Genomic DNA, 18,406 nt, shown 5'->3' on the forward strand with positions numbered 1-18,406 from the left:
GGCGGCGCGGCCGCGCCCATGCCGGCGCCGGCCCCGGCACCCGCTCCCGCGCGCGTGCGCGCGGCCGCGGACCCCAGCAGCACCTCGCGAGCTCGCGTGACGTCGATGAAGCGGTCGCTCGCAGCCCGCACCGCCGTGGCGGGCGCGCCGACGTACCGGTCGGGATGCAGTTCGCGCGCCAGCCGGCGGTATGCGCGATCGATCGCGGTCTCGTCGGCGTCACGGCCGATGCCGAGCACCGCGGCGGCCTCGTCCGGCGTCATGTGGCAACCGTAACCCCGCGCGGCCCGCGTGACGAGGGGCCGCCGGCGACTCTCGGCGAGGTCGCAGCGGAGGCCCGGACACGCGGATGCCGCAGCTCGATCGCGAGCCGCGGCATCCGTCACCGTGCGGTCAGTCCGAGATCGCGCCCTGCGACGAGCCGCCGGCCTTGAGCGCAGCGAGCCGTGCGTCGACCTCGGTGAGCTCGCCCAGGTCGTCGAGCTCGTTGAACTGCGCGTCGAGGCTCGACGCCGCGAGCTCGGCCTGGCCGCGCACGAGCGCCTCCTCGCGGCGGATCTTGTCTTCGAACCGCCCGATCTCGCTCGTCGGGTCGAGGACGTCGATCGACTTGACGGCGTCCTGCACCTGCCGTTGGGCCTGGGCCGACTTCGCCCGCGCCACGAGCTCTGCGCGCTTGTTCTGCAGTTCGACGAGCTTCTGCTTCATGCCGTTGAGGCCCGACTTCAGCTTGTCGACGACCTCCGTCTGCGCGGCGATCTGCGGCTCGGCCGACTTCGCCTCGTTCTCCGACGAGATCTGGCGGCTCAGTGCCACCTTGGCGAGGTTGTCGAACTTGTCGGCGTCGGCGGCGTTGCCGGCCGCGCGGAGCTCGTCGGCCTTGCGGCTCGCGGCGAGCGCCTTGTCGCCCCACTCGCGGGCCGCCTCGACGTCCTGCGCGTGGTCGTCCTCGAGGAGGCGCAGGTTGCCGATGGTCTCGGCGATCGCCGCCTCGGCGTCGGCGATGCTGTTGGTGAAGTCCCGCACCATCTGGTCGAGCATGAGCTGCGGGTCTTCGGCCTGGTCGATGAGTGCGTTGATGTTCGCCCGCAGGAGCTGCGAGATGCGTCCGAAGATGGACTGCTTGGCCATGTCGGTTTCCTTTCCTCGTGGTCGTTCGGGGTCGTCGTGTCGTCGGAGTCAGTCGTGCGGGCTCAGAATCGGCCCCCGCTCCCGCGGCGGGAGCGCGTCGCCGAACCCCCGAAGCTGCCGGGGGAGCGTCCGCCGCCGCCGAACCCGCCGCCGAACCCGCCGCCGAATCCACCGCCGCGCCCGCCTCCGCCGCCTCCGCCGCCGAGCACGGAGTTGATGAGGATGCCGCCGAGCACCGCGCCGAAGAGGTCGCCGCCGCCGCCACCGGAACCCTGCGCCGGCCCGCCGCCGAACATGCCGCCGCCCGGGCCGCCGCCGAATCCGCCGACGTCCTGCTGCGCGAGCGACATCGCCTGACCCGCCAGCTGCTCGGCGCGTTGCGCCGTCGCGAGCGCACGTGCCGGGTCGGATGCCGCGACCGTCTCCGCCTCGACGACGAGGCGCCCCGCCTCGGCGAGTCGCGTACGCGCCTCCGCGCCGATCGCGCCGCGCCGGGCCACGAGGTAGTCCTCCGCGGCCTGCACCTGCGCCTTGGCGGCGAGCAGGGTGCGCTGCAGCTGGGCGGCGGTGCGCTGCTCCTGCGCGGCCGCATCGCGGGCTCCCTGGATCGCCGCGTCGATCTCCGCGTTCGCCCGATCGAGCCGGTTCTTGAGCTCGAGCAGGGTGCGGCCGGGCTGCGCCACCGCCGTCCGCAGCGCCGCGGCCTCGGCCGCGACGCGGTCGGCGAGCGGGTCGAGCTGCTCGCCCGGCAGTCCACGCGCGACCTGCACGTCGGATTCGAGGTCGGCGACGCCCGCGGCGATCGCCTTGTCCCCGGCGTCGAGTTCGCCGGCGAGCCGCTCGATGGCCGAGGTGAGGAGCTTCGCCTGATCGACCGCCTCCTCGGCGGCGCGGATGTCGATGGCGGCCTCGCTCGTGTCGGCCGCTGCGATCGCGGTGCGCGCCGCATCCATGGAGTTCCGGGCGAAGGTCATGCGCGAACGGGCCTGCTCGATGTTGTCGGCGACGGTGGCGAGCGCCGTCGCGGAGTACTGCGCCTGGAGGGCGGCGAGGCGCTGCGCCGCGGGCGCGATCTGCGCCTCGGCGTGCTGCGCCTCGGCCTCGACTCGGGCGAGCGCCTCGGGCGCGTTCTGCTCGAGCTTGCGCAGTGCGTCGAAGCGCTCGGTCTGCTCGTCGAGCATCGCATCGGCTTCGCCGGCGAGCTTCAGGATGCCGCCGTACCACTGCCGGCGTTCGTCGTCGCTGTCGGGGCGGGCGTCGTCGAGCTGCTGCTGCAGGGTGAAGGCCTCGCGCAGCTTGCCCTTCGCGGCCTCGAGCGCGGCGCGGAAGTCGGCCGTCGCCTCGTCGCCGTACGCGGCGACCGCGAAGCCGAGTTCCTCCTCGCTCGTCTTGATGGCGTCGTCGGCCTGCACGAGGGCACCGCCGGCCTGGCGGCGCAGGTCCTCGATCGGCACCGGCGGCGCGGCCGCGGGAACGCCGGGTGCGGGAGCGCGTCCGGCCCGGCCGCCCTTCCGCCGCCGGGCCAGCACGATCGCGACGACCGCGACGACCGCCGCGCCGATGACGATGAACCAGACGAAGCCCCAGCCGCCGCCTCCTCCGCCGCCTGCGGATTCGCCCAGCGCCTGCGCGGCGGCGATCGCCGCGCCCGCCCAGTCCTCCTGGCGCAGCTTCGGTTCGATCGACTCCAGGCTGATGCGGTCGGTGTCCTGCTGCGAGAGCGACGCGTCACTGGCCGCCGAGAGGTAGTAGGCGCGCCCGTCGACCGCGACCGCCAGCAGGTAGTCCTCGGTGCCGAGGTTGTTCGCGTTCGCCGTGTCGGTCGCCCAGCCCACGGCATCCGCCGGGTTCGTGAACTGGTCGACGTACGCGACGAAGAGCTGACGACCGTTCGCGTTCGCGGTCGCGTCGATGGCGGCCTCGATGTCGGCGATCTCAGCGGTCGTGAGCACGCCGGCTGCGTCGACGACGGGCGATGCGCCGAACGTCACCGGGTCTTCCGCCCAGGCGGCCGCGACCGGTGCGAGGACCAGCCCGACCGCCAGGAGCCCAGCGACGACGATCGAACCCCCACGTACCGAACGCATGCACCAGCGCCTTCCCTCACGGACGCTGCCGAGTCTAGGGCGGGTGCGGATGCCCGGGAAAGGGTGTCGAGCCGACGTTCAGCCGACGTTCAGGATCGGGCGCACCGATTCATCGAGCGCGGAACTCCACGCGCCTACGCCGCGGCGATCGACGCCCGGACACGGAACGAGCCGGGCTCCCAGATCACTGAGTCGCCCGGCCCTTCACAACGTGCCCCCGGAGGGATTCGAACCCCCGACCTACGGTACCGGAAACCGGCGCTCTATCCCCTGAGCTACGGAGGCGCACAGCAAGAGACACTACCACTTGCCCGGCATCGATCCGCACGGGCGGACGCCCACGAGCACCGCCCCGCGCCGCCGCCGAGGCGGGCGGGTCGCAGCGATCAGGCGGGCGGGAGATTGCCGAGGATCGCCGCGACGAGCTGCGCCGCGTCGCCGGGCTCGAACAGCGCCTCGGACGAGATGACGATCCAGTACGGGCCGGAGAAGACCTGTGCCTCGCCGGTGCCGCCGCCCTGCGAGAAGTAGCCCTCGACCGCGGGCGGCGTGCCGTACGTGGGCACCGGCGTGCCCCCGAGCGCCGCAGTGTTCATGCGCGCCTCGAGGGCGCCCGGCGGCGGCGTGGCGACGCCCACCTCGATGACCTCGCCGCTCGTCTGGTTGACCCAGCCGCACGCCGTGCCCGACTCCTCCACGACGCCGACGACCCCCGCCGCGGCCGGCGTGTAGCCGGGCTCGGCTCCGAAGTTCGGGTTGAAGTCGTACACGTCCTGCGGGGTGAGGATCGCGTCGCACGCCACCTCGAACGGCACCGGCTCCTCGGTCGGCTCGGGCGTGGGGACCGCGGTGGGCTCGACCGGAGCCGCCGTGCCGGAGGCGCTCGGGACCGGCGACTCCGTCGGATCGGCGCCCGCCGTCGCGCACCCCGAGAGCAGGAGCGCCGAGCTCGCCGCGGCGAGCGCGAGGCCGGTCTGGAGGGCACGGAGCAGGGTGTTCGGGCGCGGCATGTGACGAACCCTACCAATCGTCACGGGTAGGATTTGCTGGTGACTCCCGCCGATCTCTCGCGTGCCCTGTTCGACCTCGTGAACGCCCTGGTCGAGCGACGCCGCGCGGCGGGCGACGAGGTCGTCCTCGAGCTGTCGCCCGAGGCCGTGGCGCTCGAGCGGCCCAAGCTCCGCGAGCACGGCGACTGGGCCTCGAACATCGCGATGCGCATCGCCAAGCCGCTCGGGTCGAACCCCCGCGAGCTCGCGACCGAGCTCGCGGCCGGACTCGCCGACGTCGACGGCGTCGCCTCGGCCGAGGTCGCCGGCCCCGGGTTCATCAACATCCGCCTCGAGGCCGCCGCGGCGGGCGCGCTCGCGAAGACGATCGTCGATGCGGGCGCCGCGTACGGGCACAGCGAGACGCTCACGGGCCGGGTCATCAACCTCGAGTTCGTGTCGGCGAACCCCACCGGACCGCTGCACATCGGGCACACCCGCTGGGCGGCCCTCGGCGACTCGATCGGGCGCGTGCTCCGCGCCGCGGGCGCCAAGGTCGCCAACGAGTACTACATCAACGACGCCGGCAACCAGATGGACAACTTCGGCGCCTCCGTGCTGGCGGCCGCGAAGGGCGAGCCCACGCCCGAGAACGGCTATCCCGGACAGTACGTGACCGATCTCGCCGCGCGCGTGCTCGAGCGGGAGCCGCACCTGCTCGAGCTCGACGACGACGTCGCGCTGCACACCGCGCGCGAGATCGCGTACGAGCTCCAGCTCGGCGAGATCCGCGCCTCGCTCGAGCGCTTCAACGTGCACTTCGACGTGTGGACGAGCGAGCGCGCCCTGCACGCGAAGGACGACGAGGGCGTCTCGGCCGTCGACGCGGCCGTCGAGCGCCTGCGCGCCCAGGGCCACGTGTACGACGAAGACGATGCGGTCTGGGTGCGCACGACCGACTTCGGCGACGACAAAGACAGGGTCATCCGCCGCGGCAACGGCGTCTACACCTACTTCGCCGCCGACGCCGCCTACTACCTCGACAAGGGCGACCGCGGCTTCGAGCACAAGATCTACCTCCTCGGCGCCGACCACCACGGGTACGTGCACCGCCTCAAGGCGCTCGCGGGGGCGGCGGGCGACGACCCCGAGCGCGACATCGAGGTGCTCATCGGCCAGCTCGTGAGCATCAACGGAGCGAAGCTCTCCAAGCGCGCCGGCAACATCATCGAGCTCGACGACCTGCAGGCGTGGCTCGGCACCGACGCGCTCCGGTACACGCTCGCGCGCTATCCGGCCGACTCGCCGCTCACGATCGACCCCGAGATCCTGCAGCGCCGCACGAACGACAACCCCGTGTTCTACGTGCAGTACGCGCACGCGCGCACCTCGGCGGTCGCGCGGAACGCGCTGGCATCCGGCGTCGACCGCTCGTCGTTCGCCCCGGAGCTGCTCGAGCACGAGACCGAGTCGGCGCTGCTCGGCGCGCTGCAGGAGTTCCCGCGCATCGTCGCGCAGTCGGCCGAACTCCGCGAGCCGCACCGCGTCGCCCGCTACATCGAGGAGCTCGCAGGCCTCTACCACCGCTGGTACGACAACTGCCGCGTGCTGCCGCTCGGCGACGAGCCCGTCGGCGACCTGCAGCGCACACGACTGTGGCTGAACGACGCCACGGGCACCGTCATCCGCAACGGCCTCGACCTGCTGGGCGTCTCGGCGCCCGAGCGCATGTAGCCGAGCGGATGCCGCGCGCCCCCGCCGGGCGCACCGACCGACCGAGACCGCGCACCACCCGACGCACCACCCGGCATTCCCGATGGAGGCAGTCATGGCAGCATCCGAGCCCGACACGATTCCGATCCCCGACGGCGCCGAACCGCCGCGGCGGCGCCGGGTCGGCCGCGGCGCCCGCATCGCCCTGATCCTCGCGGCGATCGTGGTGGGCGTGCTCGCCCTGTTCGTCGCCGCCGACGTCGTGATCCGCAACATCGCCGAGCAGCGCGTGGCCGACGAGATCGAGGCGGGGCTGCCGGCCGGGGTCGAGGCCGACGTCGCCGTGAAGATCGGCGGCGGCTCCGTCATCGCGCAGTACCTCGGCGGAACCATGGACGAGATCACCGTCTCGGCGCCCGAGGTCACCGTGCAGGGCTCCCCGGTCGGCGTCGAGCTCGTCGCGACCGACGTGCCGATCGAGCAGGGGGCCGCGATCGGCCGGGTCGAGGCGACGGTCACCGCGAGCGAGGCCACGGTCAACGACCTCATCGCGCTGCAGGACATCCCGGGCGGCGTCACCCTCGGCGACGGCGTCGTCGGGTACGACGGCAGCGTGCGCGTGCTCGGCATCCCGGTCGACTACACGGTGACCGCCGTCGTCGAGGCCGCGGGCGACACGGTGCTGCTGCGCGCGCAAGGCGTCGACGTGAGCGCGCTCGGCGGCCGGTTCGACGCGTCCGACCTCGTCGACCAGCTGCTCGACGGCACCCCGGTGCCCGTCTGCGTGGCCGAGCACCTGCCGGCGGGCGCCGAGGTGAACGACATCACCGTCACCCCCGGCGAGGTCAGCGTGCGCGTCGAGGCGAGCGACGTCGTGTTCGACGACGCGAGCCTCGAGACCACGGGGTCGTGCGGCTGAACCGGCGCCCCGCCGGGGCTGACGCGGGCGGCGGCGGCTTCCGCGACGCAAGACGACGCCCGATTCGGCCCCGGTGACGGCCCTCGGTACACTCGCAGGGTACGCCGCCCCACAAGGGCGGTCCTGCACCGAGGCTTCAGGAACCGATCCGGGTTCGCTCGCCGTCCGAGTGATCGCAGTTCCATCGTCCCGTGAGGTTCCCCGTGGCATCCAGCGCACCCGCCCCGTCGTGGCTCCGCGCGCCCGCCGACCCCAACGCGCTCACACCGCAGGTCTGGCCCGAGGGCGCCCATCGCGATGACGCCGGCCGCCTCGTCGTCGGCGGGGTCGACGCCGTCGCGCTCGCGCGCGACTTCGGCACCCCCCTCTACGTCGTCGACGAGCAGGTGGCGCGGTCGCGCGCGGCGCGCACGCTCGCGGCGTTCGAGGCGGCCGCGGCATCCGTCGGAACGCAGGTCACGGTCTACTACGCGGGCAAGGCGTTCCTCTCGGGCGCCGTCGTGCGGTGGATGACCGAGGCGGGGCTCTCGATCGACGTCTGCACCGGCGGCGAGCTCGCCGTCGCGCTCGCCGCGGGCGCCGAGCCCGCGCGCCTCGGGTTCCACGGCAACAACAAGTCGGTCGGCGAGATCGAGCGTGCGGTGGCCGCGGGCGTGGGCACGATCGTGATCGACAGCGAGATCGAGATCGAGCGGGTGGCGGATGCCGCGGCGCGCGCCGGCATCCGGCAGCGGGTGCGCCTGCGCGTCAACTCGGGCGTGCACGCCTCGACGCACGAGTTCCTCGCGACCGCCCACGAGGACCAGAAGTTCGGCGTCTCGCTCGACCATGCCGTCGAGCTCGGCGAGCGCATCCGCTCGCGCCCCTCGCTCGACTTCGTGGGCCTGCACTGCCACATCGGTTCCCAGATCTTCGACTCCGCGGGATTCGCCGAGTCGGCCGAACGCCTCCTCGCCGCGCACGCCGAGCTCTCGCGCACCGCACCCGTGCCCGAGCTCAACCTGGGCGGCGGCTTCGGCATCGCCTACACCTCGGCCGACGAGCCCGAGCCCATCGAGCGCATCGCGCTCGGCATCGCGCAGGCGGTGGCCGAAGGATGCCGCGCCAACGGCGTGCCCGTGCCGAGGCTCGCCTTCGAGCCCGGCCGCTCCATCATCGGGCCCGCGGGCGTCACCCTCTACACCGTCGGCACCGTGAAGCCGGTGCCGCTCGACGGGGGCGTGTGGCGCCACTACGTCTCGGTCGACGGCGGGATGAGCGACAACGCGCGCACCGCGCTCTACGGCGCCGACTACTCCGCTCGCATCGCGTCGCGCCGTTCGGAGGCCGAGCCGGCGCTCGTGCGCGTCGCCGGCAAGCACTGCGAGTCGGGCGACATCGTGGTCGACGCCGAGTACCTGCCGCACGACGTCGCCCCCGGCGACCTGCTCGCGGTCGCCGCGACGGGGGCGTACTGCTGGTCGCTGTCGAACAACTACAACCACGTGCCGCGTCCGCCCGTCGTCGCCGTCCGCGACGGGGTCGCCCGCGTGATCGTGCGCGGTGAGACCGAGTCCGACCTGCGCGCGCGCGACGCGGACCTCGACCCGGCGGAGCCGGGCCGCGCCGGCCCCGCGGCATCCGCGACCCCCACCGCCGTCATCACCGTTCCCACCGCCGCACCCGACGACGAGGCACCCGGAGTCACCGAATGATCGAATACCGTTCCATCCGAGTGGCGCTGCTCGGCGCCGGATCCGTGGGCTCGCAGGTCGCACGGCTCCTCATCGAGCAGGGCGACGAGCTGGCGAACCGCATCGGCGCGCGCCTCGAGCTCGTCGGCATCGCCGTGCGCGACGTCGACGCGCCGCGTGACGCCGACCTGCCCCGGGAGCTGTTCACGACCGACGCGGAATCGCTCATCATCGGCGCCGACATCGTCATCGAGCTCATGGGCGGCATCGAGCCGGCGCGCACCCTCGTGCTGCAGGCGATCGCGTCGGGCGCCGACGTCGTCACGGGCAACAAGGCGCTGCTCGCGACGCACGGCCCCGAGCTCTTCGCCGCCGCGGAGCAGGTGGGCGCCCAGCTGTCGTACGAGGCGGCGGTGGGCGGGGCGATCCCGATCATCCGCCCCCTGCGCGACAGCCTCGCCGGCGACCGCATCGACCGCATCCTCGGCATCGTGAACGGCACCACGAACTTCATCCTCGACCGCATGGACACGACGGGCGCCTCGCTCGAGGACGCCCTCGCCACCGCAACCGAGCTCGGCTACGCCGAGGCCGACCCCACCGCCGACATCGGCGGCTACGACGCCGCGCAGAAGGCCGCGATCCTCGCGAGCCTCGCCTTCCACACGAGCGTGCCGGTCGACGCCGTGCACCGCGAGGGCATCACGGGCGTCACCGCGGCGCAGGTCGAGTCGGCCAAGCGCGCCGGCTACGTCGTCAAGCTCCTCGCGATCTGCGAGCGGCTGACGGATGCCGAGACCGGCGTCGAGGGCGTCTCCGCCCGCGTCTACCCGGCCATGGTGCACCGCAGCCACCCCCTCGCTGCCGTGCACGGAGCCAACAACGCCGTGTTCGTCGAGGCCGCCGCCGCCGGGCCGCTCATGTTCTACGGCGCCGGCGCCGGGGGAGTGCAGACCGCCTCGGCCGTGCTCGGCGACCTCGTCGCGATCGCGCGCCGGCACGTGCTCGGCGGCCCGGGCACGGCCGAGTCGATCCACGCCGCGCTGCCGGTGCTCGACATCGGCCGCATCACCACGCGGTACGCGATCACGCTCGAGGCCGCCGACCAGCCCGGCGTGCTCGCGACGATCGCCCACGTCTTCGCCGACCACGGAGTGTCGGTCGGCGAACTCCAGCAGACCATCAGCGATGAGACCGGCAGGGCTACGCTGGTGATCGGCACCCATGAGGCGCGCGAATCCGCCCTCGCAGAGACCGTCGCCGCGCTCGCCGACAGCCCCGTCGTCGCATCCGTCGCGTCCGTCATCCGAGTCGAAGGAGCAGAGTGAACCACCCCACCCCGAAGGCGACGTCGCGCCAGTGGCGCGGAGTCATCCGAGAGTACGCAGACCGCCTCGACGTCACGGACGCCACCCCGATCGTGACCCTCGGCGAGGGCGGCACGCCGCTCCTGCCCGCGCCCGCGCTCTCGCGGCGCACGGGCGCCGACGTGTGGGTGAAGTTCGAGGGCATGAACCCCACGGGCTCCTTCAAGGACCGCGGCATGACCATGGCCGTCACCAAGGCCGTCGAGCGCGGCGCGAAGGTCGTCATCTGCGCGTCGACCGGCAACACCTCGGCCTCGGCCGCGGCCTACGCCACCCACGCCGGCATCAAGGCGGCGGTGCTCGTGCCCGAGGGCAAGATCGCGATGGGCAAGCTGAGCCAGGCCATCGCGCACGACGCGGAGCTGCTGCAGATCCAGGGCAACTTCGACGACTGCCTCGACATCGCCCGCGAGCTCGCCGCGAACTACCCGGTGCACCTCGTGAACTCGGTGAACAACGACCGCATCGAGGGCCAGAAGACCGGCGCCTTCGAGGTCGTCGAGGTGCTCGGCGACGCGCCCGACTTCCACTTCATCCCGGTCGGCAACGCGGGCAACTACACCGCCTACACGCGCGGCTACCGCGAGGACATCGCGGCGGGCAACGCCACGCGGCTGCCCCGCATGTTCGGCTTCCAGGCCTCGGGCTCCGCGCCGATCGTGCGCGGCGAGATCGTGCGCCACCCCGAGACGATCGCGAGCGCGATCCGCATCGGCAACCCCGCCTCGTGGGAGCTCGCCCTCGAGGCGCGCGACGCGACCGACGGCTACTTCGGCGCGATCGACGACGACAAGATCCTCGAGGCGCAGCGCATCCTCTCCGCCGAGGTCGGCATCTTCGTCGAACCCGCATCGGCGATCAGCGTCGCGGGCCTCCTCGAGCGCGCCGAGGCCGGCGTCATCCCCAAGGGCGCGCGTGTCGTGCTCACGGTCACCGGCCACGGACTGAAGGACCCGCAGTGGGGCCTGCGCCGCGGCGACGGCACCGAGGTGCAGCCCACGGTCGTGCCCGTCGACGTCGCCGAGGTCGCCGCGGTACTGGGACTCACGTCATGACGGGCGGTGCGATGGCACCCGAGGCCGGCCTCGCGCCCGCGCAGGGCCTCGCGGGACGCAGCGTGCACGTCAAGGTGCCCGCGACGTCGGCGAACCTGGGACCCGGCTTCGACACGCTCGGCCTCGCGCTGGCGCGGTACGACGAGCTCGACATCTCGGTCATCGACTCCGGGCTCGAGATCGAGGTGCACGGCGTGGGCGAGGGAGAGGTGCCGCTCGACGAGTCGCACCTCGTCGTGCGCGCGATCGCGCACACGTTCGCGCGCTACGGACTCGCCCTGCCGCCGCTGCGGCTCGTCGCGCACAACTCGATCCCCCACGGACGCGGCCTCGGCTCCTCCGGGGCCGCGATCGTCGCCGGCGTGATGGCCGCGAAGGGCCTGCTCGAGCCCGAGATCGAGATCTCGCCCGACGAGCTGCTCGACCTCGCGACCGAGCTCGAGGGCCACCCCGACAACGTCGCCCCGGCGCTGTTCGGCGGTCTCACGATCGCCTGGACCACGCCCGAGGGGCCGCGGCACAAGAAGCTCATGGTGCACCGCGGCGTCTCGCCGCTCGTGTTCGTCCCCGAGCACGAGATGTCGACGGCGCTCGCGCGGAGCCTGCAGCCCGAGTCCGTCCCGCACGAGGACGCCGTCTTCAACGTCTCCCGGTCGGCGCTCCTCGTCGCGGCGCTCATCCAGAGCCCCGAGCTCCTGCTCGCGGCCACCGAGGACAAGCTGCACCAGCACTACCGGGCCGAGGCGATGCCCGAGACCGACCGGATCATCCGCGCGCTGCGCGCCGCCGGACACCCCGCGGTCGTCTCGGGCGCGGGCCCCTCGATCCTCGTGCTCGCGAGCGACCCGAGCGAGCGGGCGGATGCCGTGCGCGTCGCGACGGAGGCGGCCGACACCGAGTGGCAGGCGCTGCCGCTCGCGGTCGACTTCCTCGGCGCGACGGTGGTGAGTGCGGAGCGCTGACCCGCCAGGGTCCGAGCGCCGCACCTTCGCGCCACGCGTGGCATCCGTTCTCCCCAGGGCGCGTCGTGCGTCGGGAGCACCGGCTCGTCGGTGTTAGGATTGGAGCGCACCCGGCAGGCGACGCGACGTTTGCGCTCCAGCCGCATCGTGCAATTCCCAGCAATCCATTGCTTTCGCCCTTGCGCAGTCTGCGCCTCCGTGCGCACGACCAGCCCGTTCGGGCGATCAGCTCTCCGGGGTCGCGTTTCATCCGTGGCCAGGGGAAAGGAACATACCCAGTGACCATCGGAACCGACCACGTCGACGGCGTGGCGACCCGCGCCCAGCTCAGCGCCATGAAGGTGCCCGAACTGCAGGAGCTCGCCTCCTCGCTCGGCATCCCCGGCGCCTCCAAGCGCCGAAAGGGAGAACTCGTGGAGTTGATCTCCGCCCACAACGACGGCATCGCCGAGGTCGACGCGGTCGTCGACGCGCCCGTCTTCGAGGCTGCGGTCGTCGAGGCCGACACGATCGAGGCGCCCACCGCAGGCGACGAGTCCGAGGCGACCCCGCCCGCGGACGTCGAGACGACGCCGTCGGAGGTCGTCGAGACCGCCGACGTCGCCGAGGAGGCGCCTGCCGAGGCATCCGTCGCAGAGGTGCGTGCCGAGCCGGCGCGCCGCGGCCGCCAGCCGCGCCGCGCCACGAGCGCGACCGCCGCGGCACAGCACGCGAACGCCGGCTCCGCCGGTGTCGAGCTCGTGCCCGCAGCCGCGGGAGACACGAGCGACGAGGCCCGTGAGGCGGCCCGCGCCGCCGTGCGCGAGGAGCTCGCTGCCGCCACCGGCGACGCCGGGCGCGGCACCCGCCCCGCCGAGGGCGAGGGTGAGGGGGAGCAGTCCGCCGAGCGCGAACCGCGTCAGGGCCGCAGCCGCAACCGCGGGCGCCGCGGCGGCGAGCGCGGCGACCGCGCCGAGGCCCAGAAGCAGGGCGAGCAGAAGCAGCCCGAGCAGGGCGGCGACGAGGCCCGCCAGCGCGGCGACGAGGCCCGCCAGCGCGGCCAGCGCGCCGACCAGAACCGCCGCGCCGACGAGCAGGTCGAGACCGAGCGCCAGGGCGACGTGGAGTCCGGCCGGCAGGAGCAGGGCGGACGCGGCCAGCAGGGCCAGGCCCGCGGCGACCAGCAGCAGGCCGAGGGCGAGGGCGGACGCCGCAACCGCTACCGCGACCGCAAGCGCCGCGGCCAGGGCGGCGCCACCGATGAGCTCGAGCCCGAGATCCTCGACGACGACGTGCTCATCCCGATCGCCGGCATCCTCGACGTGCTCGACAACTACGCGTTCGTGCGCACCACGGGCTACCTCCCGGGTCCGAGCGACGTCTACGTCTCGCTCGGCCAGGTGAAGAAGTACCACCTGCGCAAGGGCGACGCGGTCGTCGGCGCCATCAAGCAGCCGCGCGACGGCGACGGCAACAGCCGCCAGAAGTACAACGCGCTCGTGAAGGTCGACTCGGTCAACGGCCAGAGTGCCGAGGAGGCCGCGGCCCGCGTCGAGTTCCAGAAGCTCACGCCCCTGTACCCCCAGGAGCGCCTGCGCATGGAGACCGAGCCCACCAAGCTCACCCAGCGCATCATCGACCTCATCGCGCCGATCGGCAAGGGCCAGCGCGGCCTGATCGTCTCGCCGCCCAAGGCCGGCAAGACCATCGTGCTGCAGCAGATCGCGAACGCCATCGCGATCAACAACCCCGAGGTGCACCTCATGGTCGTGCTCGTCGACGAGCGCCCCGAAGAGGTCACCGACATGCAGCGCACGGTGAAGGGCGAGGTCATCGCCTCGACCTTCGACCGCCCGGCCGAGGACCACACGACGGTCGCCGAGCTCGCCATCGAGCGCGCGAAGCGCCTCGTCGAGCTCGGGCACGACGTCGTCGTGCTGCTCGACTCGATCACGCGTCTCGGCCGCGCGTACAACCTCGCGGCGCCGGCCTCCGGCCGCATCCTCTCGGGCGGTGTCGACGCCTCGGCGCTCTACCCGCCGAAGCGGTTCTTCGGCGCGGCCCGGAACATCGAGAACGGCGGCTCGCTCACGATCCTCGCCACGGCGCTCGTCGAGACCGGCTCGAAGATGGACGAGGTGATCTTCGAGGAGTTCAAGGGCACCGGCAACTCGGAGCTGCGCCTCTCGCGCCAGCTCGCCGACAAGCGCATCTTCCCGGCCGTCGACGTGAACGCGTCGTCGACCCGCCGCGAGGAGATGCTCCTCTCGGCCGACGAGGTCAAGATCACGTGGAAGCTGCGTCGCGCCCTCGCCGGGCTCGACCCGCAGCCGGCGCTCGAGGCGGTGCTGGGTCGTCTGAAGGAGACCCAGTCGAACGCCGAGTTCCTCCTGCTCATGCAGAAGTCGATGCCGGTCGGCGGCAACGGTCACGGGGCCGCGCACTCGCACGGCCACGAGATCGACCACCGCTGAGGCCCGCGTGTTCGAGTCGGTCCAGTCCCTGCTCGCGGAGCACGGCGAGCTCCAGGAGGAGCTCGCCGACCCCGCGCTGCACGCCGACGCCGCACGTGCGAAGAAGGTCAACCGGCGCTACGCCGAGCTGAGCCGGATCGTCGCCGCGCACACGGCGTGGCTGCAGGCGCAGGACGACCTCGCCGCCGCCCGCGAGCTCGCGAAGGAGGACGAGGCGTTCGCCGAGGAGGTCCCCTCGCTCGAGGAGGGCCTCGCGCAGGCGCAGGAGCGGCTCCGCCGCCTGCTCATCCCGCGCGATCCCGACGACGGCCGCGACGTCATCATGGAGATCAAGGGCGGCGAGGGCGGCGCCGAAAGCGCGCTCTTCGCCGGCGACCTCCTGCGCATGTACATGCAGTACGCGGCGTCGAAGGGCTGGAAGGTCGAGCTGCTCGACAGCAACGAGTCCGACCTCGGCGGCTACAAGGACGTGCAGGTCGCGATCAAGTCGAATGCCACCGATCCGTCGCAGGGCGTGTGGGCGCACCTCAAGTACGAGGGCGGGGTGCACCGCGTGCAGCGCGTGCCCGTCACCGAGACGCAGGGCCGCATCCACACCTCGACGACGGGCGTGCTCGTCTTCCCCGAGGTCGACGAGCCCGAAGAGGTCGACATCAACCAGAACGACCTCAAGATCGACGTCTACCGCTCGTCGGGCCCCGGCGGCCAGTCGGTCAACACCACCGACTCCGCGGTGCGCATCACGCACCTGCCCACGGGGATCGTCGTGTCGATGCAGAACGAGAAGTCGCAGCTGCAGAACCGCGAGGCGGCGATGCGCGTGCTGCGCGCCCGCCTGCTCGCGCGCCAGCAGGAGGAGCTCGCGGCGGTGGCCTCCGACGCGCGCAAGTCGCAGATCCGCTCGATGGACCGCTCCGAGCGCATCCGCACGTACAACTTCCCCGAGAACCGCATCGCCGACCACCGCACGGGCTACAAGTCGTACAACCTCGACCAGGTCATGAACGGCGCGCTCGAGCCGATCATCGAGTCGGCGATCCAGGCCGACGAGGAGGCACGGCTCGCGCACCTCGGCGACGAGTGACGCCACTCGCGAACGCGGGAGCATGACGAGGGGCGGATGCTGCGGCATCCGCCCCTCGGCGTCGGCGGGCCGCGGCCGGCGGCGCGCCGAGCGAGCGACGCCGCCGCCCATCGCCGCGGGTTCGCGCGGCGAGAACCGGAGCACCCGCCACCGACCGCGGCCCGTGCGCCTGTTCCGGCGACCCGCTCGGCGCGTCGTCCTGTTCCGGTGACCGTGCCCGCCGGGTCGAGCCCGACGAGCGGTGCACTGAGAACAGGCGCGCGCCTCGTGTTCCGCGGCGTGTCGTCCTGTCGTCGTGACCGGTGCGGCGCGCCGTCCTGTCGTCGTGACACAGCGCGGCGCGGCTCACCGCGGCCAGCCGGCGCGGCGCGAGCCGGCAGCATCCGCCGCCCGCGTCAGATGTGCCAGTCGTGCACGCCGCGCGCCGCGTCGGCGGTGGCATGCGACAGCGGGCGCACGCTCGCGGGCACCCCCACGAGCAGCGAGTGCGGGGGAGCGTCCTTCGTGACGACGGCGTTCGCGCCGATCGCGCTCCAGCCGCCGATCGTGATGTTGCCGAGCACCTTGGCGCCGGCGCCCACGGTGACGCCGTCGCCGAGGGTCGGATGCCGCTTCGCACCCCTCGGCGTGCCCCGCGGCGCCTTGCCGCCGAGCGTGACGCCGTGGTAGAGCATCACGTCGTCGCCCACGACGGCGGTCTCGCCGATCACGACGCCCATGCCGTGGTCGATGAAGAACCGCCGGCCGAGGGTGGCGCCGGGGTGGATCTCGATGCCCGTGAGGAACCGCGCGAACTGGGAGACCAGCCGCGCCGGCAGGTACCAGCCGGCGATCCACAGCCGGTGGGTGAGCCGGTACGTCCAGATGGCGTGCAGCCCCGAGTACGCGAGGAAGACCTCGACATCGCTGCGGGCGGCTGGGTCGTGCGCCCGGGCGGTGGCGAGGTCTTCCTTCAGGGATCGGAGGATCGGCACCCGATCAGTCAAGCAGATCTTCGTAGAGCACCGTCGACAGGTACCGCTCGCCGTAGCTCGCGACGATCACGACGATCGTCTTGCCCGCGTTCTCGGGACGCTTGGCGAGCTCGACCGCGGCGTGCACGGTCGCACCCGACGAGATGCCGCCGAGGATGCCCTCCTCGACGCCGAGGCGACGCGCCGTGGCGACCGCCGTGGCGATGTTCACGTCGATGATCTCGTCGTAGACGTCGCGATCGAGGATGGAGGGCACGAAGTTCGCGCCGATGCCCTGGATCTTGTGCGGGCCGGGGTTGCCGCCGTTGAGGATCGGCGACTCCTCGGGCTCGACGCCCACGATCTTCACCTCGGGCTTGCGCTCCTTGAGCACCTGGCCGACGCCCGAGAGCGTGCCGCCCGTGCCGATGCCGGACACGAAGATGTCGACGCCGCCGTCGGTGTCGTTCCAGATCTCCTCGGCCGTGGTGCGGCGGTGGATCTCGACGTTCGCCTGGTTGTCGAACTGGCGCGCGAGCACGGCGCCGGGCCGCTCGGCGGCGATCTGCTCGGCGCGGGCGACGGCGCCCTTCATGCCCTCGGCGCCCGGGGTGAGCAAGAGCTCGGCGCCGTAGGCGCGCAGCAGCGCGCGGCGCTCCTTGCTCATGGTCTCGGGCATCGCGATGACGACCTTGTAGCCGCGGGCCGCGCCGATCATCGCGAGCGCGATGCCGGTGTTGCCGCTCGTGCCCTCGACGATGGTGCCGCCGGGCTTGAGCTCCCCGGAGGCCTCGGCCGCGTCGACGATGCCGACGCCGAGGCGGTCCTTCACGCTCGCGGAGGGGTTGTAGAACTCGAGCTTCGCGAGCACCGTCGCACCGGCGCCCTCGGTGAGGCGGTTGAGGCGGACGAGCGGCGTGCGCCCGAAGACCTGCGTGATGTTGTCGTAGACCTGCGCCATTGGTGCTTCCCCTGTTCGTGACGGCCGGTTCATGGGCGGCGTCGTGCCGCGCCCCAGCCTACGGGCGGGGCGGCGCACCAGCGAGTGGGTTACATTCCATTGCGTGAATGCAACCCCGCCGTCCCTCGGTCCGCGCCCGATCGGCGAGCTCCGGTCCGAGATCGTCGAGGCGCTCGCCACGGCCGGCGTGCCCGACCCCGACGTGGACGCCGAGCTGCTGCTCGGGCACGTGCTCGGGCTCTCGCGCGGCGGTGTGCAGGCACGCGTCGTCATGGGCGGCGAGGTGGGCGAGGCGGATGCCGCGACGCTCGCGTCGCTCGTCGAACGCCGCGCCCGGCGCGAGCCGCTGCAGCACCTCACCGGCACGGCCGCGTTCCGCTCCCTCGAGCTCGTCGTGGGTCCGGGCGTCTTCGTGCCGCGGCCCGAGACGGAGCAGGTCGCCCAGCTCGCGATCGACGCGCTCCGCGCCGCAGCGGAGCCCGAGCCGATCGCGCTGGACCTCGGGTCGGGCAGCGGCGCCATCGCGCTGGCCCTCGCCACCGAGGTGCCGCACGCCCGCGTGTGGGCGGTCGAGAACTCGCCCGAGGCCTTCGCGTGGACCCGGCGCAACGTCGCCGCCGTCGCCGCGCCCAACCTGCAGCTCGTCTTCGGCGACCTCGCCGACGCGCTGCCCGAGCTCGACGGCCGGGCCGCGGTCGTCATCTCGAACCCGCCGTACATCCCGCTCGGCGCGATCCCGCGCGACCCCGAGGTGCGCCTCTACGACCCCGAGCACGCGCTCTACGGCGGGCCCGACGGCCTCGACGTGGTGCGGGTGCTGTCGCGGCGGGCCCGCGCGCTGCTGCACCCGGGCGGCACCCTCGTGATCGAGCACGGCGAGGCGCAGTCCGCGGCGATCGCCGAGGTGCTCGCGGCCGACGGTTGGCGCGCGATCGCGCACCACCGCGACCTGACCACCCGCGACCGGGCCACCACGGCACTGCGCTGAGCGGATGCCGCGGGCGCCGCGCCGTGGCATCCGCTCTCGTCGCCGGCCCGCGCTCGGCCACGATCGCCGCG

At 73.1% G+C, this 18,406-nt stretch carries 15 protein-coding genes and 1 tRNA gene; 9 read left to right on the top strand and 7 right to left on the bottom strand.

Annotation, left to right across the window (positions count from 1 at the left end):
• The 5 genes from EDM22_RS15300 to EDM22_RS15320 form a co-directional block, all read right to left on the bottom strand.
• A partial coding sequence (locus EDM22_RS15300; protein WP_170964163.1) for a J domain-containing protein occupies window positions 1-263 on the bottom strand: 263 nt, incomplete at its 3' end.
• Window positions 264-393: 130 nt separating this feature from the next.
• A complete protein-coding gene (locus EDM22_RS15305; protein WP_122937955.1) occupies window positions 394-1,131 on the bottom strand; it encodes a PspA/IM30 family protein in 738 nt (245 codons plus the stop codon).
• 62 nt (window positions 1,132-1,193) lie between these two features.
• Window positions 1,194-3,218 (bottom strand): TPM domain-containing protein, encoded by a 2,025-nt coding sequence (locus EDM22_RS20195; RefSeq protein ID WP_122937956.1) that lies wholly within the window; start codon window positions 3,216-3,218, stop codon window positions 1,194-1,196.
• 212 nt (window positions 3,219-3,430) lie between these two features.
• Window positions 3,431-3,503: transfer RNA gene (locus tag EDM22_RS15315), tRNA-Arg, on the bottom strand.
• Window positions 3,504-3,604: 101 nt separating this feature from the next.
• Entirely contained in the window at window positions 3,605-4,228 is a 624-nt protein-coding gene (locus tag EDM22_RS15320; RefSeq protein WP_122937957.1) for an iron ABC transporter ATP-binding protein, read from the bottom strand.
• Window positions 4,229-4,267: 39 nt separating this feature from the next.
• On the opposite strand from EDM22_RS15320, the gene EDM22_RS15325 reads away from it, so the two are divergent.
• The 8 genes from EDM22_RS15325 (at window position 4,268) to prfA (ending at window position 15,433) form a co-directional block, all read left to right on the top strand.
• Window positions 4,268-5,941 (top strand): arginine--tRNA ligase, encoded by a 1,674-nt coding sequence (locus EDM22_RS15325; RefSeq protein ID WP_122937958.1) that lies wholly within the window; start codon window positions 4,268-4,270, stop codon window positions 5,939-5,941.
• Window positions 5,942-6,035: 94 nt separating this feature from the next.
• Complete coding sequence (locus tag EDM22_RS15330) at window positions 6,036-6,839, top strand: LmeA family phospholipid-binding protein (protein WP_170964164.1); 804 nt, start codon at window positions 6,036-6,038, stop codon at window positions 6,837-6,839.
• A gap of 203 nt (window positions 6,840-7,042) precedes the next feature.
• The gene (gene lysA / locus EDM22_RS15335; RefSeq protein ID WP_122937960.1) at window positions 7,043-8,533 is read left to right on the top strand and encodes a diaminopimelate decarboxylase; all 1,491 of its coding nucleotides are present in this window, start codon (window positions 7,043-7,045) and stop codon (window positions 8,531-8,533) included.
• Entirely contained in the window at window positions 8,530-9,840 is a 1,311-nt protein-coding gene (locus tag EDM22_RS15340) for a homoserine dehydrogenase (protein WP_122937961.1), read from the top strand. The genes lysA and EDM22_RS15340 overlap by 4 nt, the downstream gene beginning before the upstream one ends.
• Entirely contained in the window at window positions 9,837-10,934 is a 1,098-nt protein-coding gene (gene thrC / locus EDM22_RS15345; protein WP_122937962.1) for a threonine synthase, read from the top strand. The genes EDM22_RS15340 and thrC overlap by 4 nt, the downstream gene beginning before the upstream one ends.
• 11 nt (window positions 10,935-10,945) lie before the next feature.
• Window positions 10,946-11,896: a homoserine kinase gene (gene thrB, locus EDM22_RS15350; RefSeq protein WP_122937981.1), complete on the top strand. Its 951-nt coding sequence runs from the start codon at window positions 10,946-10,948 to the stop codon at window positions 11,894-11,896.
• A 335-nt stretch (window positions 11,897-12,231) separates the two neighbouring features.
• Window positions 12,232-14,349 (top strand): transcription termination factor Rho, encoded by a 2,118-nt coding sequence (gene rho, locus EDM22_RS15355; RefSeq protein WP_212591967.1) that lies wholly within the window; start codon window positions 12,232-12,234, stop codon window positions 14,347-14,349.
• 7 nt (window positions 14,350-14,356) lie between these two features.
• Window positions 14,357-15,433 carry a peptide chain release factor 1 gene (gene prfA / locus EDM22_RS15360; RefSeq protein ID WP_122937964.1) on the top strand — a complete coding sequence of 359 codons (1,077 nt, stop codon included), beginning with the start codon at window positions 14,357-14,359 and terminating at the stop codon, window positions 15,431-15,433.
• Between the two features lie 395 nt (window positions 15,434-15,828).
• Here prfA and epsC read toward each other — a convergent pair whose 3' ends face one another.
• Both epsC and cysK read right to left on the bottom strand, forming a co-directional pair.
• The gene (epsC, locus tag EDM22_RS15365; protein WP_122937965.1) at window positions 15,829-16,407 is read right to left on the bottom strand and encodes a serine O-acetyltransferase EpsC; all 579 of its coding nucleotides are present in this window, start codon (window positions 16,405-16,407) and stop codon (window positions 15,829-15,831) included.
• A 4-nt stretch (window positions 16,408-16,411) separates the two neighbouring features.
• Window positions 16,412-17,347: a cysteine synthase A gene (gene cysK / locus EDM22_RS15370; protein ID WP_122937966.1), complete on the bottom strand. Its 936-nt coding sequence runs from the start codon at window positions 17,345-17,347 to the stop codon at window positions 16,412-16,414.
• Window positions 17,348-17,486: 139 nt separating this feature from the next.
• On the opposite strand from cysK, the gene prmC reads away from it, so the two are divergent.
• Window positions 17,487-18,335, top strand: coding sequence for a peptide chain release factor N(5)-glutamine methyltransferase (gene prmC / locus EDM22_RS15375; protein WP_245989441.1), 849 nt, complete (start codon window positions 17,487-17,489; stop codon window positions 18,333-18,335).
• The last annotated feature ends 71 nt before the right edge of the window (window positions 18,336-18,406 follow it).

Source organism: Agromyces tardus (assembly GCF_003710805.1).
Classification (GTDB): domain Bacteria; phylum Actinomycetota; class Actinomycetes; order Actinomycetales; family Microbacteriaceae; genus Agromyces; species Agromyces tardus.

Excerpts from the sequence above, each read along its gene's own strand:
- EDM22_RS15305 (WP_122937955.1), bottom strand. The coding sequence starts at position 1,131 with ATGGCCAAGCAGTCCATCTTCGGACGCATCTCGCAGCTCCTGCGGGCG.
- EDM22_RS20195 (WP_122937956.1), bottom strand. The coding sequence starts at position 3,218 with ATGCGTTCGGTACGTGGGGGTTCGATCGTCGTCGCTGGGCTCCTGGCG.
- EDM22_RS15320 (WP_122937957.1), bottom strand. The coding sequence starts at position 4,228 with ATGCCGCGCCCGAACACCCTGCTCCGTGCCCTCCAGACCGGCCTCGCG.
- EDM22_RS15330 (WP_170964164.1), top strand. The coding sequence starts at position 6,036 with ATGGCAGCATCCGAGCCCGACACGATTCCGATCCCCGACGGCGCCGAA.
- EDM22_RS15340 (WP_122937961.1), top strand. The coding sequence starts at position 8,530 with ATGATCGAATACCGTTCCATCCGAGTGGCGCTGCTCGGCGCCGGATCC.
- thrB (WP_122937981.1), top strand. The coding sequence starts at position 10,946 with ATGGCACCCGAGGCCGGCCTCGCGCCCGCGCAGGGCCTCGCGGGACGC.
- rho (WP_212591967.1), top strand. The coding sequence starts at position 12,232 with ATGAAGGTGCCCGAACTGCAGGAGCTCGCCTCCTCGCTCGGCATCCCC.
- cysK (WP_122937966.1), bottom strand. The coding sequence starts at position 17,347 with ATGGCGCAGGTCTACGACAACATCACGCAGGTCTTCGGGCGCACGCCG.